Genomic DNA, 16,401 nt, shown 5'->3' with positions numbered 1-16,401 from the left:
GCAGAATAAAAATTGACTGCTACTTCCGAATCAGAATCAAAAACCTCGTCGCCTTCCTATAGAAAAGTTGCCATTGCAGCCTGCTTCGGAACATTTCTAGAGTGGTATGACTTTTTGACATTTGCAACTCTTGCAGTTGTATTTGGACCCCTCTTCTTTCCCTCCAGTGATCCCAGTACAGCTTTATTAGCTAGCCTAGCAACCTTTGGCGTGGGTATGGTGGTGAGGCCTATTGGTGCGGCCATATTTGGCAGCATTGGTGACCGCATTGGAAGAAGGCCTGTTTTCATGATTACCATTACCCTCATGGGTATCGCAACGGTCTGCGTTGGTTTTTTGCCGACCTATGCTCAAGTTGGAATCTGGGCACCCATTCTTTTAGTTAGCCTAAGACTGCTGCAGGGCCTCTCTGCAGGTGGTGAGATTGGTGGTAGTGCTGTTTACCTCACAGAGCATGCTGGAGACACTAACCGCGGCTTTAAGACAAGCTTCTTACAACTCATGGGGCCACTAGGAATCCTGGTATCCACTCTACAAATTGCACTGCTTCAAGGCTATCTGACTCAAGAAGAATTTCTATCCTGGGGTTGGCGCGTGCCATTTTGGCTTTCACTTATTCTGCTACTGCTCGCGTTTAAAGTTCGCATGGCTTTAGAGGAGACGCCAATCTATTTACAGCTAAGTCAAAATGAGGCCCAATCCAAAAGCCCCTTACGAGATAATCTCCAAGATCCTGAAATCAGAAAGAGAATGTTCCTACTTTTTTTCTGCATCTCTGCTGGTGGTGCAGTGTTATTTTTCTGTGTGCAGGTTTACACCTCAATCTTTTTAAAGACTTCTGTGAAATTGCCGCCTCAACTGGTAGATCAATTGAGTGTCTTTGCAACAGTTGCCCTGCTGCCGCTAACAGTTTTTGCGGGATGGCTATCTGACAAGATTGGTAGAAAACCTGTAGTTGTCTCCGGTCTAATCTTAGGCGCCACACTAATACTGCCAGCCTTTCATTTCTTACAAAGTAATGTTGGATCCACATACTTGATAAGCTTGATATTAATTGGCTTATCAGCAATCCTTGCGCTAGTAGTAGGCCCACAAACAGCCCTCCTTGCAGAACTATTCCCAGCCAAAACTAGAAATAGCGCAGCAACACTTCCGCACAATCTTGCAGCAGGATGGATAGGCGGACTTCTGCCTTTGATTGTGACTTGGTTGAATCAATACTGGAAAAGCAGCATCGCAGGGCTCTGGTATCCGACAATTTTCTTGGCGGGTGGTGCAATTATGGCAGTACTATATCTGCCCGAAACCAAAAGAATGAATCTACTTGATTAAACACACTGCAGCAAACTTAATTGCTGGCCTCATAAGTAAAAAACCTAAATTCTCGCGAACTTAGGTTTTGAATTTTGGTGCCCCTTGTCCGACTCGAACAGACCACCTACTGATTACAAATCAGTTGCTCTACCAGATGAGCTAAAGGGGCAACGGTTAATATTTTAACCTATTTCACAATTGTCAAGGAAGGTCTACCGGCTTTTGGCTTTTCAAGATTCTGTGGATCCCCGTCTTTAGGTTTGACTGACTGGCTAGCATCAAATGGAAAGGACATTCCTTGGCCATTTTCTCGGGCATAGATTGCCAAAACATGGCTCACAGGAACCATGATTTTTCTTGGGACTCCGCCAAATCTAGCCTGGAAGCTAATCCAGTCATTGTCTAAGTTGAGCTGATGACAAGCTTCAAGGGAAAGATTGAGGACGATTTCATTATTCTTCACAAACTCCATGGGCACTTCTACGTTTTCATCTACAAAAACTGCCATGAAGGGTGTAAAACCAAAATCCGTGCACCACTGATGTAGAGCACGGATTAGGTATGGTTTATTGCTTGGTATATCAGCCATGCCTATCTTGCCAGCATGAATAATGAGCCGCTTAGCGACGCATTACCTTTTCTGAAGGAGTTAGAGCTTCAATGTAAGCAGGTCTACTGAAAATACGCTCAGCGTACTTTAAGAGGGGGGCCGCATTACGCGAAAGGTCGATACCGTAATGCTCTAAACGCCACAATAATGGGGCGATGGCTACATCAAGCATAGAAAACTCTTCGCCCAACATGTACTTGTTCTTCACAAAAATAGGTGCAAGCTGAGTTAAGCGATCACGAATAGCCAAACGCGCTTTTTCGTGAGATTTCTCTGCTGCCTTACCTTTTTCATTCTCCAAAGCGGCAACATGCACAAACAATTCTTTCTCAAAATTAAAAAGGAAGAGTCGTGCACGTGCGCGCGCAACTGGATCAGGCGGCATCAATTGTGGATGAGGAAAGCGCTCATCAATATACTCATTGATGATGTTTGACTCATACAAAATCAAGTCACGCTCAACCAAGATTGGCACTTGGCCATAAGGGTTCATGACCGAGATGTCTTCTGGCTTGTTAAACAAGTCAACATCACGGATCTCAAAGTCCATGCCTTTTTCGAAAAGCACCAAACGGCAGCGTTGCGAGAATGGGCAGTTTGTGCCCGAGTACAACACCATCATAAATTTATTTCCTTAAATATCCACTTCAATACAACAAACGCACAAATAACTGCGACATTAACTCTTAAAACTTGGCCTAGTGAATATCTTTCCAGTAAGCCTTATTCAAACGTGAAGCTAGGAGCGTGAAGATTGCCAAGAAGATCAGCACAATAACACCCAGACGCTTACGCTCGAGTTGGACTGGCTCAGCCATCCAAGACATGAAAGCAACCAGGTCAGCAATATTGTCGTCATACTCTTGTGACTTCATGGTTCCAGGCGTCAACTGCTCAAAACCTACAAACACCTTCTCCATACGAGTTTCATCATGTGGATCTTTACGCTCTTCAAACTTCGCAGCACGCTCGCCTTGCAACTGCCATAGAACGTGTGGCATGCCAACGTTTGGATACACCAAATTATTCCAACCAGTTTGAGTAGCGTCGTCTTTGTAGAAAGTGCGAAAATAGGTATAAAGCCAATCAGTGCCTCGTGCTCGCGCCTCTACAGATAAATCAGGAGGAGTTTTGCCAAAGAATGCCTTGCCTTCTTTTGGTGTCATGGAGATCGTCATCAAATCGCCGACCTTGGCATCAGTAAAAATCAAGTTATCTTTGATTTGCTGGTCAGTCAGGCCAATATCACGCAAGCGGTTATAACGCATGCTTGTAGCTGAGTGACAGTTCAAGCAATAGTTCACAAATAACTTGGCACCGTTTTGTAGAGATGCGTTATTGCTAACGCGAGTTGGCGCCGTATCCAATGGAAAGCCGCCTTCATTGGCATTAGCGCTTACGCCAAGGCCCAGGGCAGCAACTAGAACAGTTGCTTGGCAGACGCCCGTCAAAGTTTGCAGAATTCGTTTCATACTAGTTCCTAATTTCTCGGGTATCTGAATTAATGGGACTTAAAAGTAACGCGAGTTGGAACTGGCTTGAACGTACCAAGCTTGCTCCAGAAAGGCATCGCCAAGAAGAAGCCCAGATAATAAATAGTGCAAATCTGAGAAATCTTTTCAAATATTGGTGATGGCGGCTCAATACCCAAGTAACCCAATATCACAAAGCTCACAATAAATACTCCATAGATGTATTTATGGAATTGTGGGCGATAGCGAATAGATTTCACTGGAGAATGGTCCAACCAGGGCAGGAAGAACATGATCACAACAGAGCCGCCCATGATCACAACACCCCAAAACTTAGCATCAAATGCGTAGAAGCCTGCAGCTAAAACTAGGGCAATCGCAGCGCATGCACCCTTAACCTTGATATTGTTAGATTTGAGTGCGAACATTCCTAAAATCACTGCCAAGAAAATCCATAATGGCAGCAAGAAGTTTGAGGTTGTAGCACGCAACATCGAATAGAACGGTGTGAAATACCAAACCGGCGCAATATGGGTTGGAGTAACAAATGGATTTGCAGGGATGAAATTATTTGCTTCTAAAAAGTATCCGCCCATTTCCGGGGCAAAGAATACGATGCAAGCAAATACCATCAGGAATCCACCCAAATACATTACGTCATGGACGCTGTAATAAGGATGGAAGGGGATGCCATCTACTGGATGACCATTTGCATCAAGTGTATCTTTGATTTCTACGCCATCTGGGTTGTTAGAGCCAACTTCATGCAAAGCAAGAATGTGAGCTGCAACCAATCCAATCAACACCAATGGGATAGCAATTACGTGGAATGCGAAGAAGCGATTTAGTGTTGCATCGCCAACTACGTAGTCACCACGCAGCCACAAAGATAGATCTGGTCCAATTAATGGGATAGCAGAAAACAAGTTCACAATCACTTGAGCACCCCAATAGGACATTTGACCCCATGGGAGTAAATAACCAAAGAACGCTTCACCCATCAAGCACAAGAAGATCGCGCAACCGAAAATCCAAATCAACTCGCGTGGCTTGCGATATGAACCGTAGATCAAGCCACGGAACATGTGCATGTAAACCACAACAAAGAACATTGAAGCGCCAGTCGAGTGCATGTATCTGATCAACCAACCCCATGGCACTTCACGCATGATGTATTCAACAGATTCAAATGCTTTAGCTGCATCCGGCTTATAGTTCATCACCAAGAAAATGCCGGTAATGATCTGGATTGCCAACACAACAATTGCTAACGCACCAAAAATATAGAAGAAATTCAGGTTTTTTGGAGCGTAATACTCGCTCATGTGACGCTTAAACGCTTCTGTTACCGGCAAGCGTGAATCTACCCAAGCCATGAGCTTTTGTGCGCCAGAAGCATCTGCCGGGACTTCTTTTTCGTGAAATGCCATTTATCTCTCCTTAGGCCTTCTTATCTTCGCCAACCAGAATCTTGGTATCGCTCAAATACATATGTGGTGGTACTTCCATGTTGTCTGGGGCTGGTTTGTTCTTAAATACGCGGCCTGCCATGTCGAATGTAGAGCCGTGGCATGGGCATAGGAAGCCGCCTGGCCAAGTATTCGGCAAAGAAGGTTGTGGGCCCGACTCAAACTTAGCCGTAGGAGAGCAGCCTAAATGAGTGCAAATACCAACTACAACGAGGTATTCAGGCTTAATTGAACGCCACTGGTTTTGGGCATAAGGCGGTGTAAATTGGGCTGGATCCCTTAAAGAATCAGGGTCAGCGAGCTCAGAGTCAATCTTTGAGAGCTCAGCAACTTGCTCAGGCGTGCGACGCACCACCCAAACCGGCTTACCACGCCACTCAACCATGCGCATCTCATCCGGCTGCATGCCAGCGATATCAATTTCAACAGCTGCCCCAGCGGCTTTAGCACGCTCAGAAGGCTCAAAACTGTCCACAAAAGGGTAAAGGGCTGCGGCTGCACCAACACCGCCAACCGCTGAAGTCGCGATCAACCAATTACGACGATCCTTATCCATACAGGGCTTATCACTCATTTACAAAATTCCTTGATAGAGCATTTATAGGTGGAAATTGCTTAAAGTTAAGATTTTAAAGTAAAAAGTTGGGTATGCAAGTAAGTTATGAGGTTAATCTTGAGTTAATCTCAATCTAAACGTAGAGGGAGGCATTTATGGCCGTCTTAAAGGAATTTCGGGACTTCGCGGTTAAGGGAAATGTCATTGATTTAGCAGTGGGCGTCATCATTGGCGGGGCTTTTGGGAAGATTGTTGATTCCCTGGTAAATGACATTGTCATGCCAGTCATTTCCACTCTCTTAGGGGGTCATATTGACTTTACCAACCTTTTTCTCGTTCTGGGGAAGATTCCAGATGGGGTTCCAAGAACCTTTGATGCCCTCAAAAAAGCCGGCGTGCCCATTTTTGCTTATGGCAACTTCATCACTATCTCCATTAATTTCATACTCTTGGCTTTTGTGATATTTCAAATGGTGAAAATCGTCAATAGAGTAAGGACTACTGATTCCCCGCCTGCACCACCAACACCAGAAGATGTGGTCTTGCTGAGAGAGATTCGTGACAGCTTAAAGAAATCTAATTAGCTAGATTTAAGATAGTCATTTGCAACTCCTCCAATGCCTGACTCCAATCATCTATTTTTGTCTGACGAATAATCTTTATACTGGGATACCATGGCGTATCTCCTCGATCAACTTGCCACCTCCAATCCGGGCAAAATGGGAGCAGCAAGAATGCTTTCTTATTCAAAACTCCAGCGAGATGGATGACCGAGGTATCAACACTGATCACGCAATCTAGATTCAAAATAATAGCAGCCGTATCTGAAAAGTCATTGATACAGTGTGCAAGACTCTCAATTCCACCATCCTTGAGAAAATCCTCATCTCCAAGCCTAATTTCTTTTTGAATTAAAAAATACTGATGCCCTTGATCCAGAATGCTTGCAAACTGATGTAATGGTATTGAACGATTCATGTCATTTCTATGATTTTTGTGGCCGCTACATACCAATCCAATTTTGTAAGGTTTTTCAGATCTAGTTACAGCAGAAAAAAGGTTAATTTTTTCAGGATTAATATCGATGTAATTAATGTTGTTGGGTATAACCTCTTTGCGCACATCAAATATTAGTGGGAGCGATAAAAGTGGCAACTGAAAGTCGAAATCTACATTAACTGCCTCAGTAACCACTTCAAGGTTTTCCTTCTTTGAAAATATGGGGACCAATGATTCGGGCGCCTCGAATACTACGTGAGCGCCCAAATCGCATAACAACAGCACAAATCGAAAAAATTGGATGCTGTCACCCAGTCCCTGCTCAGCCCAAATGAGGATTTTTTTATGCTCAATAGATTCCAATGAACTAAGTCTTGGTATGACAGCATGTCTCTCCGCATCAAATTCTTTGAGCTTCCAGCGATATTCAAAATTTTTCCAACCAGAATCAAATCTACCCAACAATAATTCAGAAAATGATTTATTAAGGTATGCCTCTGCATAGTTGGAATCCAGAGAGATAGCCTTGTCATATTCAGCAATTGCCCCATCAAAATCTTTCAACGCATGAAGGACCAGCCCCTTATTTGAATATGCTGGAGCAAATCTTGGAGTCAATGCTATTGCCGTATCTAAGCAAATAATTGCATCAGCATATTTCCTGTTTTCAAGTAAAGTAACCCCTTTATTAGACCAAGCCTCTGCATAGCTGGAATCCAGAGAGATAGCCTTGTCATATTCAGCAATTGCCCCATCAAAATCTTTCAACGCATGAAGGACCAGCCCCTTATTTGAATATGCTGGAGCAAATCTTGGAGTCAATGCTATTGCCGTATCTAAGCAAATAATTGCATCAGCATATTGCCTGTTTTCAAGTAAAGTAACCCCTTTATTAGACCAAGCCTCTGCATAGTTGGAATCCAGAGAGATAGCCTTGTCATATTCAACAACAGCTAATTCAAAACGACCAATATCATGAAGACATTTTGCGAGATTATGATGAGCCCTTGGATCTCTAGGATTGATGCTCACGGCCTGCTCAAATGATGTAATTGCATTCTCAATCATTCCGAGATCATTGAGAACATTTCCTTTGTTGTAGTGGGCCTCGAAATATTTCGGACTTACAGAAATGACTCTGTCTAAAAAAGAAAGGGCTTTGATATTCTCACCCACAGTATTTAATGATGATGCTAGATTAAGCATGCAATCCAAATTATTGGGGGTTTTTTTAAGCACTTTCTCGTAACACTTTATTGCCTCTTTATGCTTATTTAAGAGGGCAAATATCACTCCCCGATACTGAAGAAGAAGTGCATGTTGCGGATAAATTTTTATAAGATCAGAAGACAATCTTTCCGCTTCTTCGATTGAGCCGCCACTAACCAAAAATTCAATACGACTAAGGTTATTATTCAATAAATTCATAAAAAATAGGGGCTACCCATGATTAAAGTTATCAATCTGAAGAGATCAACTTCTCGAAAAGAACAATTTATTAAGAATAATCCCAATGTTAATTACTCGTTTCATGAAGGTGTTGATGGATCGACATTAAGTAAGAAATTTTTGGCGGAGTCAGGGTTATTTGATGGAAGGCTTCCCTACACGAAGGGTGCATTTGGATGCGCGCTTTCTCACCTATCACTTTGGGAGGAGGCTATCAATACTAACCGCGCTATTACAGTGATAGAGGATGATGTCATATTAAGAGCTGACTTTGAGCCAGAGCACAATAAAATGATCGACTCCATAGGTGGTGGTTGGGATATTGTACTTTGGGGCTGGAATTTTGATCACGTACTTTCCGTTAACGTTATGCCCGATATCTCTCCGGTCATCATGATTTTTAATCAGCAGCAACTCCGTAATTCGGTACCTAATTTTTATAACTCCAAATCTTCATCAACATTAATGTCGCTGGATAAATGTTTTGGAATCCCAGCTTATACAATAAGTGCACAAGGTGCAGTTAAATTTAAAGAGCAATGCTTTCCACTACTCCCTTTTGAGATTGAGTTTCCACTAATGTCATATCAAATGCAGAACAACGGTATTGATATTGCTATGAATAGCCTATATCCATCCCTGAATGCATATGCATGCTTTCCACCATTGGCAATCACCAAAAATGAGCGCAATTCTTCAACAATACAAAATAGTATATATTTTTAAGGCTCACCCATGTAGATACAAGTCACCATGCTCTCCATTTTTCAGGGCGATTTCACCTATTTTTTCATATGCACTCTCCAAACTTCTTACATACTCCTCAGAGCAAAATTGCTTGGAACTCTTTTTTATACTTAAATTAAGCTTTATTGCTTTATAGTCTTCCTCGCTAGTTGCAAGCTTAATTGCAATATTGATGTAGCCACTCAAATCCTGAGCAATCAACTCATCCATGTCGATTGCCCTCAAGAGACTTGAGGCCATTCTTCCTGAAAATGATTTTCCCTCGATAGTCAAAACTGGCACACCACAGTAAAGCGCATCTCGAGCAGTTGTACCTGCATTAAAAGGTATTGTATCGAGAAATAAATCTGCAAATTTGTACATTTCCAAATACTGGCTATATGGTTTTGGGTGTGAAAAAATCAAGCGCCCAGGATCTAAATTTCCCTCCACCATAGAATTTCTCAAATTTTTAATAGCAGCACTGTTATCTGTGCAAATCCAAAGAATACTATTAGGCACTAATTTAAGTATTTCAATCCATGCAGAAAATATATTTTTGTTAATTTTATATATTGAATTAAAGCAGCAAAATATAAATTTATCCTCGGGTAGACCGACTTCAATTTTTGACATCAATTGCTTAGAAATAATTTTTTTATTATCATTAGGTTGAAATGTATGCGGCATAAAAATTATATTTTCTGCATAAAATTTTCTCTGCTCTTGGGGAATCACATTTTTATCAGCAATAATGTAGTCCATAAAATTTCCCCCCATAGTTCCAGGGTAGCCTAAAAAATTTATTTGTACTGGAGCTATTCTTTTTGCAAATATCTTGGTGCGTGCATTGGTTGTGTGGCCCATCAAATCTATGGCAATAGTTAACTCTTTTTTTCTCGCCAATTCGTATATTTGCTCATCCGTATTTTTTGATACATCATAAAATTCATCAAAGTCATTTCTTAAGCGCGATGTTATTGCATCATTCTGATTTAGCGGAGATAGGGAAAATGCGTATATTTCAAAACGATTTCTATCATGGAGTTCAAATACTTCAGCCATTAGATAAGCCATCGGATGGGATTTAAAATCCGCTGAGACGTATGCTATTTTTATTTTTTTATGCTTTTTAAATCCGGTCGCCAAGGGTTCGACCTCAATATCATCAAATTTTTCATTGTAAGATTTTGCTATTGCAAGCTGATGACTCGGTGAGTCACTAAGCGCTAAATACTGAAATGGAAAGATTGCCTTTTGATTTAGGGCAATTCTTTCATTTAATTTATTTATAAATTCGTCTTCTTCCGACCACATGCATTGATTTTTCATGCAATAAATAATATCGCCTATTAAGTAGTCATAATTTGGCGATATTTGGAGCGCTATTTTGCAATACTCTATTGCATTTTGATAATCCTTTAAACCTATATATATTGTTCCAATATTGATAATTGGTAGAATAAATTTTGGATCAACCTCTAGGGATTTTTTGTAGTAATTTATCGCATTTAATAACTCATGCGTTTCATCATAAATTCTTCCAAGGTTATAAAGAATTTCTTTATCTTTTGGTGATCGAGTATTTGCCATATGCAGCCATTGCAATGCTTCACCATATTTGCCTGCAATCAAGTAGGCATTTGCCAACTCGAGAATAATATCCAATGATTCTGGAGCAGTTTTATGCAATCGCAATAAAGTATGAATTGCTGACTCATAAGATTCCTCTTGCATATAAAGCATTGCAAGTTTGTATTGCCCATAGATCGGGGCACTCTTATCTTTTGCGGCTATTTCCAACGTTTCAATTGCTTCTTGATTTTTATCCTGACTTAAATAAACTAGGCCAAGCAATTCATTAGACTTTGCATCTAATGGTTTTTCCTTTAGCAACTCAATTAACTGTATCTCGGCATCGAAAAATTTACCTTCTAGGTAGTTTTTTTCTGCAATGCTAAGTAAGTCCTTAAAAAAGATTTCATTCATTGTTTATTTGATAGAAATGCTAGGTCTTTTATATTTACCTTACTTCTGACATCCCAGTATTGGCTTAAATATAGGCCATCACCAGTTCTTCTATATTGAGATTTCAGCTCGTTACATTCCCTTAATAGCTTTCGAGTTTCTTGGCTGTCTTCAAATAAGAATGTATTCACTGGACCCCACTCAGATTGATCGACATTGATTGTGGAAAATGCTGTTTTAGTTAATACTATGCTTGCAAGGCGCTCCTGTATAAAAGCCTTCATGGGGTAAGTGCTATAAAAAATTCCGCCTACCTCTTTGTTGTATTCGGATCGAAGGTTCACATACTCAAAAAATAAATTAGCATACTCTCTCCACCGTTCCCAATAGTCTTTTTTTGCAATGATGTAATTTGAAAATACTGAATTTGAGCAATCCATTACAGCCCTGTCGAGTTTTATCTCGATGCCCGCTGAATCTAAGAAATTTTGTGATAGAGACGTCAACCCAGGATGGCACAACTCACCCTGCTCAAAGACATTTATAAAATATGAAATTTGATCCCATTCTGGAGATAGCAGAAGTACATCTGCACGACTGCTATTTTGCTCAATCAACTCCACTAAATCTTCGGAGCGAAGCCCAATTTTGCTCTCAAATTTTGGAGATAGAAACCCATACCAGTCTCCCTCATCAAGTTTTTGATTGTTTAAGAAGTTCAGTATCGGCCAAAACTCGTACCAACCCTTCACTTGTGGGTCTCTATTATCTAGCGGTATAAAACCTGGATCTAATCTACCTCTTGTAACTTCATCATAAAAAATTTGATAAATTTTTACATTCATTTTTATGTCAGTCAAACTTTAAATAACTATTCAAAACTACTTTAAAAAGGATTTTATTATTAAATAAAAAAAACCCCACTGCACAAAAGTACAGTGGGGTTTGATCTTATAACTAATTCTTAGTTAAAACTTAAGCTAAGAAATTAGAATGTGTGGCGTACACCAACAGCATAGCTGTTTGCATTATAGGAATTTGGAGCAGTTGTAGCTGCGTTTGTTCCGTATGTAGTAGCCATTGCATTGCCGCTTGTAGCTGTCTGACCGTAGATAGCATACAAATTAGTACGCTTGCTCAACATGTAGTCAGAACCCAACTGCCAACCATTAAACTTAGATGGCGTTACAGAAGTACCGCCCCCATTGATTGAGCCGGTACCTGCAGAAGCCCAAACTTGAACAGCTGGTGTAATTGGAGCACGAACACCAATTTGCTGGGCACTTCTTGAAACGTAATTATTATTATCACCAAAGTTGGTAACTTTACGATTTACGTATTGTGCAAATGCCTTCACAATACCAAAGTCATAAGTTGCAGCATAGTACTGCTGATTGTCCTTGCTGTTTACGCCCGGAGTAATACCAGCACCGTTGTAACCAGGAGCAAATGCACCGCCACCTAAAGTTTGGTTAGTAAATGACTGGTATGCAGCTGTTACATAAAGCTTTTGCCATGTGTAATCAGCACCTAGACCCCAACCGCTATTATCAACTGTTTGAGTGGTAGTGTTTGAATTCTTGCCGCCACTAACTAGCATTGCTTTTCCAGAAAAACCTGCAACGTTTTCGGACTTCAAAACAAGAGCGTTTGTTGAGCGAACTGTGTATGAAGTATTTGTAGACATACCTGATACTGAGTTTAGTCCCACGCCTGAACCAGCAACAAGTTGACCTGAAGTAGCGCCGAAGCCGCCAGTACGATCATAGATTACGTTACCATTTTGATTGTTTGCACCGCCTGCGTCAGTCACGCTAACTGCTTCATGGACTGGTGTGTACTGGATACCAATACTCGCAGCGCCTAGACCTTTTTTGCCCAAACCAACGAATGTTTGACGGTTACCAGTTGCGCCTGAGTTCAAGATACCACCTTGGTCAGTATTTAAAGCTGCTTCTACCGTGAAGAATGCTGATGCACCGCCACCTAAATCTTCGTTGCCTTTAAAACCGATACGTGATGTTGACTCACCGTTACCAGAGAATCCAGATGTATTCTGGTTAGTAATTGTAGTACCTGCAGTACCTGTTGCGTTACGTTGTTGAGCGTACTGATAACCATAGTCGATAAGACCATAAACAGTAACGCTTGACTGAGCTTGGGCTGCACCAGCAAATGCTGTTACGGCTGCAACTGCGAATAGCGATTTTTTCATTCTTTAAATCTCCATAAATTGAAAGTAATGCCCAAATAAAGATGGGACTCATGAATTTTGCTTGTTTTGCTTTCCTAGATTAGGGGTTGGGGCATTTAGAGGCTGTTTTTGCTTGTGGAAAGGCAGTTTTTTGGCTTTCTTCGTTGTATCAGGGCAACAAGAGCTTTGATTGCTGTCTTTTTAGGGTCTTAGATGCCAAAATTGTCATATGGCAAGCCGTGAATTCTTAAAAATCCTCCAATCTGCCAGAATGGGTGATGTATCCGCACAACAAAATTTAGCATCAGCCTATTTAACTGGGGCATTTAAAACCCCAATCCAGCCTGCTAATGCTCTGATTTGGTTAGAAAAATCTTATTTATCAATTCAGAATCAGCTAGTTAGCAAGCTGAGCTCGAGTAATGCTGAAATTCCTGAATTAGACCCCTTCCACCCAGATATGCTGGAAATCTGGGGGCAAATTCCAACCGTTCCCTTAGAGAAGACCTTCAATTCACCCGCATTTTCATTTGGTTGGGAATCTTTCTGGAGATTAGCTCAAGCTGAAATCGATGCAAGCCATGCTGCGCAATGGCAACTCGCGGAACTTTTACTAAATCCCAATAAAAAAGTTTTGCATACTCAGATTGTTGGCTGGCTTTTGAAGCGAAATGGTAACGCCGACTTCGCATCACTTCAAAAAACAGCTAAAGAATTTCTTCTCAATCTAGCTAACTCAGAAACGCCGTTTACCAACTCTGCTAAAGAGCTACTGATTCAGTTGCAACCAAAAGATGAAGCGCTATCCTCTCTGTGGAATAGGTGGCTCACTGAACAAAATGATGCCCCACTTTTACAAGCCGCAGAGCTTGGTCTCACTATCGCAAAACTCACCTTAGGCTTGCGTTTAGCGCAATTAACTGACCCAGTTGAAAATGATTTGAATGAACCGGGCGGCAAATCGAATGCCTCTCTCAAGAAGGCTGCATACTGGTTAGAACTTGCAGCAAAAGATGGTGATCGTGATGCCTGGTTTGCACTTGGTGAGATTTACCGCCGCCCACAATTTTCTGGATACAACGCCAGTGAAAGCGATCGATGTTTTGATCGTGCTGCGGACCTAGGTCATGCCCAAGCGCAGTTTCGAAAAGGTGCTAGCTTATGGCGCAAGCGCGAAAAGATTGAGGAAAAGGTTCGAGGACTTCAGGCCTCCTATTGGGTTTGGCAAGCACACCAACAAGGCGTACCCGAGGCAAAAGAATTGCTTAGAAAAATCTTGGGGAACGTCTCCATCCCAAAGCAGAATGATTGGTTTGAATTGGCTACTTATGCTGAAAAAGCCTTAAATCATCATGCAGAACATAAGTTAGATGAGGAGTGGATCTTGCTATGTCACCGACTCATCATTGCCAATCAATTTAATTTGAGTAAAGCCGAGTTATTGCTTTGCAAAGTTGGCCAATTGCAGCATGAACATTGTGTTGTTATAGATATTCGCCACGAGTTGCCAAAGATACTACCTAGATTGATTCAGATTGATACTACCCAGCAGCGCCGCTCTTTGCTTGCAGCTGGAAAAGTTTTTGCAAGCATCGATTCAGACTTAGAGGGAAATTTACGACAAAGGCGCTATCGATTTGATCGAGTAACAGGGTGGCTCACTACCACCTTCTCACAAGATCAAGCAGTGGCTTGAGTATCGGAATTCGTAGTTGAGTCAGCATCATCGCCTGACGGCTTGGGCACATAAAAGCGCGCTATCAGAAGTCCGAGTTCATAAAGAAGACTCATTGGAACAGCCAAAAGTAATTGTGACAACACGTCCGGTGGCGTAACAACTGCTGAAATCACAAAAGCACCAACAATCACATATGGGCGTATCTCTCTCAGCTTAGCCAGCGGCACCATACCCATACGCACCAGCACTACGACAACCACAGGCACCTCAAAGGTGATACCAAAGGCTAAAAAGGTAGTCATTGCAAAGCTAAGGTAGTTGTCAATATCGGTCGACATCTCCGCGCCCAGTGGCGCGTTATAGCTAGCCATGAATTGAAATACTGTTGGGAATACCAAGAAGTAAGCAAAGGCCATACCAAAAATAAATAGGCTGTAACTACTCACTACCAAAGGCACAATCAGTTTGCGCTCATGCTGATAAAGTCCTGGTGCAATAAACGCCCACAACTGATACATCACCACAGGTAGTGCAATTAAGAAAGCAACCAACATAGTCACTTTCATAGGCACAAAGAAGGAACCAGTTACATCCGTCACGATCATCTTGCCACCTGCAGGCAATGCCTTAAGTAAAGGCTGTGCAAACAAATGAAAAATATCTGGTGCCCAGTAAACGAGGCAAATGAATACCACAATGATGGCTAAGGCCGACTTAATGATGCGATCACGCAACTCAAATAAATGAGACAGGAAGGATTCTTGTAGGCCCGAATCTTCTGTTGAATTATTTTGCGTCATTGATATTCGTATTTACTTTTCTTTAGGCTAATTTATTTGCCTGCACTGTGGTGGAATCTCTTCATGCGAGCTGCACCAGATTGCACGCGAGTGCGCATGCCAGTGGAGCGCTTAAACCAAACCGGTCTTGCTGCACGTCTCACACCCCAACTCTTGCGACCTTGGCGAACCGATTTTTGGAGCACCTCTTTTTCATCAAGCGGTGCTCTCGTGAAATTATTTTCAAAGATGTCAGCTTGATCGCTCAAATTTGCGCCTGCTTCTTGAGTAGTGGATTGAATTGAGCTCTCAACATCCTTGAAAGCGGAGACGCTTTCTTCACGGAGTTTCTTGAACTCTTCAACATCCATCTGCCGGCTAACTTCGGATTTGACATCAGCCATATAGCGCTGTGCCCTTCCAAATAAATTACCCGCCATGCGCGCTATCTTAGGAAGACGCTCTGGGCCGACCACCACCAATGCAACCACTGCAATGAGTGCAAGCTTTGAAACTCCGAGATCAATCATTGCGGGTGTGCATTATTTCAATCTGAAATTACTTATTTATGTCTTTAGCTTGGACATCCACAGTTTTCTCTGTTGATGCAGCAGCGCTATGAATTTGCTCTTTAGCTTTGTCTTGCGACTCTTCGGCTCCCTCAGGTGTTTTCATGCCGTCTTTAAAACCTTTCACAGCACCACCTAAGTCAGTGCCGATATTGCGTAATTTTTTGGTACCGAATACCAACATCACGATTACCAAAACAATTAACCAATGCCAAATACTAAATGAACCCATTTTTAATCTCCTCGGACTATTTTTTCCAGGGGCGCGGACCGCCCATCACATGTAAATGCAAGTGATAAACCTCTTGCCCACCATCTGCACCGTTATTCACTACCAATCTAAAGCCGCCATCCTTTCCGGGACTACAACCCTGCTCTTTGGCGAGACGCGGTGCTAATTCCATCATTCTACCTAGCAATGGCGCATCCACCATTTCCGCAGACTCCAACATAGGGATATGTTTTTTAGGAATCATCAAAAAATGAATGGGAGCGGCAGGATTGATATCTTTAAATGCGTAAATCTCATCATCCTCGTATACCTTTTGGGACGGGATTTCGCCTTTGGAAATCTTGCAAAACAAGCAATTCGGATCGTGGCTCACGCTTTCGCCTCTA

General features: G+C 41.9%; 17 protein-coding genes and 1 tRNA gene. 4 read left to right on the top strand and 14 right to left on the bottom strand.

Annotation, left to right across the window (positions count from 1 at the left end):
• Window positions 1–12: 12 nt before the first annotated feature.
• Entirely contained in the window at window positions 13–1,332 is a 1,320-nt protein-coding gene (locus FD971_RS00700; RefSeq protein WP_215334207.1) for an MFS transporter, read from the top strand.
• A gap of 75 nt (window positions 1,333–1,407) precedes the next feature.
• Here FD971_RS00700 and FD971_RS00695 read toward each other — a convergent pair.
• The 6 genes from FD971_RS00695 to petA all read right to left on the bottom strand — a co-directional run bounded on the left by FD971_RS00695 (window position 1,408) and on the right by petA (window position 5,439).
• Window positions 1,408–1,483 (bottom strand) — tRNA-Thr (locus FD971_RS00695).
• A gap of 18 nt (window positions 1,484–1,501) precedes the next feature.
• Window positions 1,502–1,903, bottom strand: coding sequence for a ClpXP protease specificity-enhancing factor (locus FD971_RS00690; protein WP_215334206.1), 402 nt, complete (start codon window positions 1,901–1,903; stop codon window positions 1,502–1,504).
• Window positions 1,904–1,934: 31 nt separating this feature from the next.
• Window positions 1,935–2,546: a glutathione S-transferase N-terminal domain-containing protein gene (locus FD971_RS00685; protein ID WP_015420301.1), complete on the bottom strand. Its 612-nt coding sequence runs from the start codon at window positions 2,544–2,546 to the stop codon at window positions 1,935–1,937.
• A 76-nt stretch (window positions 2,547–2,622) separates the two neighbouring features.
• Window positions 2,623–3,396, bottom strand: a complete 774-nt coding sequence (locus FD971_RS00680; protein ID WP_215334205.1) for a cytochrome c1 — start codon at window positions 3,394–3,396, stop codon at window positions 2,623–2,625.
• A gap of 29 nt (window positions 3,397–3,425) precedes the next feature.
• Complete coding sequence (locus tag FD971_RS00675) at window positions 3,426–4,826, bottom strand: cytochrome bc complex cytochrome b subunit (RefSeq protein ID WP_215334204.1); 1,401 nt, start codon at window positions 4,824–4,826, stop codon at window positions 3,426–3,428.
• A 10-nt stretch (window positions 4,827–4,836) separates the two neighbouring features.
• On the bottom strand, window positions 4,837–5,439 hold the full coding sequence (petA, locus tag FD971_RS00670; RefSeq protein ID WP_215302386.1) for a ubiquinol-cytochrome c reductase iron-sulfur subunit: 603 nt from the start codon (window positions 5,437–5,439) through the stop codon (window positions 4,837–4,839).
• A gap of 137 nt (window positions 5,440–5,576) precedes the next feature.
• Here petA and mscL point away from each other — a divergent pair, with 137 nt between their 5' ends.
• Window positions 5,577–6,005 carry a large conductance mechanosensitive channel protein MscL gene (gene mscL, locus FD971_RS00665; RefSeq protein ID WP_215334203.1) on the top strand — a complete coding sequence of 143 codons (429 nt, stop codon included), beginning with the start codon at window positions 5,577–5,579 and terminating at the stop codon, window positions 6,003–6,005.
• On the opposite strand, the gene FD971_RS00660 is transcribed toward mscL, so the two are convergent.
• The gene (locus FD971_RS00660; RefSeq protein WP_215334202.1) at window positions 5,998–7,848 is read right to left on the bottom strand and encodes a tetratricopeptide repeat protein; all 1,851 of its coding nucleotides are present in this window, start codon (window positions 7,846–7,848) and stop codon (window positions 5,998–6,000) included. The genes mscL and FD971_RS00660 overlap by 8 nt on opposite strands.
• Window positions 7,849–7,866: 18 nt before the next feature.
• Here FD971_RS00660 and FD971_RS00655 point away from each other — a divergent pair, with 18 nt between their 5' ends.
• Window positions 7,867–8,595 (top strand): glycosyltransferase family 25 protein, encoded by a 729-nt coding sequence (locus FD971_RS00655; RefSeq protein WP_215334201.1) that lies wholly within the window; start codon window positions 7,867–7,869, stop codon window positions 8,593–8,595.
• 3 nt (window positions 8,596–8,598) lie between these two features.
• On the opposite strand, the gene FD971_RS00650 is transcribed toward FD971_RS00655, so the two are convergent.
• From FD971_RS00650 to FD971_RS00640, 3 genes are all read right to left on the bottom strand, one after another.
• A complete protein-coding gene (locus tag FD971_RS00650; RefSeq protein WP_215334200.1) occupies window positions 8,599–10,584 on the bottom strand; it encodes a tetratricopeptide repeat protein in 1,986 nt (661 codons plus the stop codon).
• Entirely contained in the window at window positions 10,581–11,408 is an 828-nt protein-coding gene (locus tag FD971_RS00645) for a hypothetical protein (RefSeq protein ID WP_215334199.1), read from the bottom strand. The genes FD971_RS00650 and FD971_RS00645 overlap by 4 nt, the downstream gene beginning before the upstream one ends.
• A 143-nt stretch (window positions 11,409–11,551) precedes the next feature.
• Window positions 11,552–12,778: a porin gene (locus FD971_RS00640; protein ID WP_215334198.1), complete on the bottom strand. Its 1,227-nt coding sequence runs from the start codon at window positions 12,776–12,778 to the stop codon at window positions 11,552–11,554.
• Between the two features lie 208 nt (window positions 12,779–12,986).
• On the opposite strand from FD971_RS00640, the gene FD971_RS00635 reads away from it, so the two are divergent.
• Window positions 12,987–14,453, top strand: a complete 1,467-nt coding sequence (locus FD971_RS00635; protein WP_215334197.1) for a tetratricopeptide repeat protein — start codon at window positions 12,987–12,989, stop codon at window positions 14,451–14,453.
• On the opposite strand, the gene tatC is transcribed toward FD971_RS00635, so the two are convergent.
• From tatC to FD971_RS00615, 4 genes are read right to left on the bottom strand one after another with little or no spacing between them, the layout of a single operon-like run.
• Entirely contained in the window at window positions 14,438–15,235 is a 798-nt protein-coding gene (gene tatC, locus FD971_RS00630; RefSeq protein ID WP_215334196.1) for a twin-arginine translocase subunit TatC, read from the bottom strand. The two genes, FD971_RS00635 and tatC, sit on opposite strands and share 16 nt — an antisense overlap.
• Window positions 15,236–15,267: 32 nt before the next feature.
• Window positions 15,268–15,744, bottom strand: a complete 477-nt coding sequence (gene tatB / locus FD971_RS00625; RefSeq protein ID WP_215334195.1) for a Sec-independent protein translocase protein TatB — start codon at window positions 15,742–15,744, stop codon at window positions 15,268–15,270.
• Between the two features lie 28 nt (window positions 15,745–15,772).
• The gene (gene tatA / locus FD971_RS00620; protein WP_215334194.1) at window positions 15,773–16,015 is read right to left on the bottom strand and encodes a Sec-independent protein translocase subunit TatA; all 243 of its coding nucleotides are present in this window, start codon (window positions 16,013–16,015) and stop codon (window positions 15,773–15,775) included.
• Between the two features lie 16 nt (window positions 16,016–16,031).
• On the bottom strand, window positions 16,032–16,388 hold the full coding sequence (locus FD971_RS00615; protein ID WP_215334193.1) for a histidine triad nucleotide-binding protein: 357 nt from the start codon (window positions 16,386–16,388) through the stop codon (window positions 16,032–16,034).
• Window positions 16,389–16,401 lie beyond the last annotated feature (13 nt).

Origin of the sequence: Polynucleobacter sp. AP-Ainpum-60-G11, assembly GCF_018688375.1 — a bacterium.
In the GTDB taxonomy this organism is placed as follows: Bacteria; Pseudomonadota; Gammaproteobacteria; order Burkholderiales; family Burkholderiaceae; genus Polynucleobacter.
Note: the sequence above shows the minus strand (reverse complement) of the source record. Positions and strands in the feature narration are given on the sequence as shown.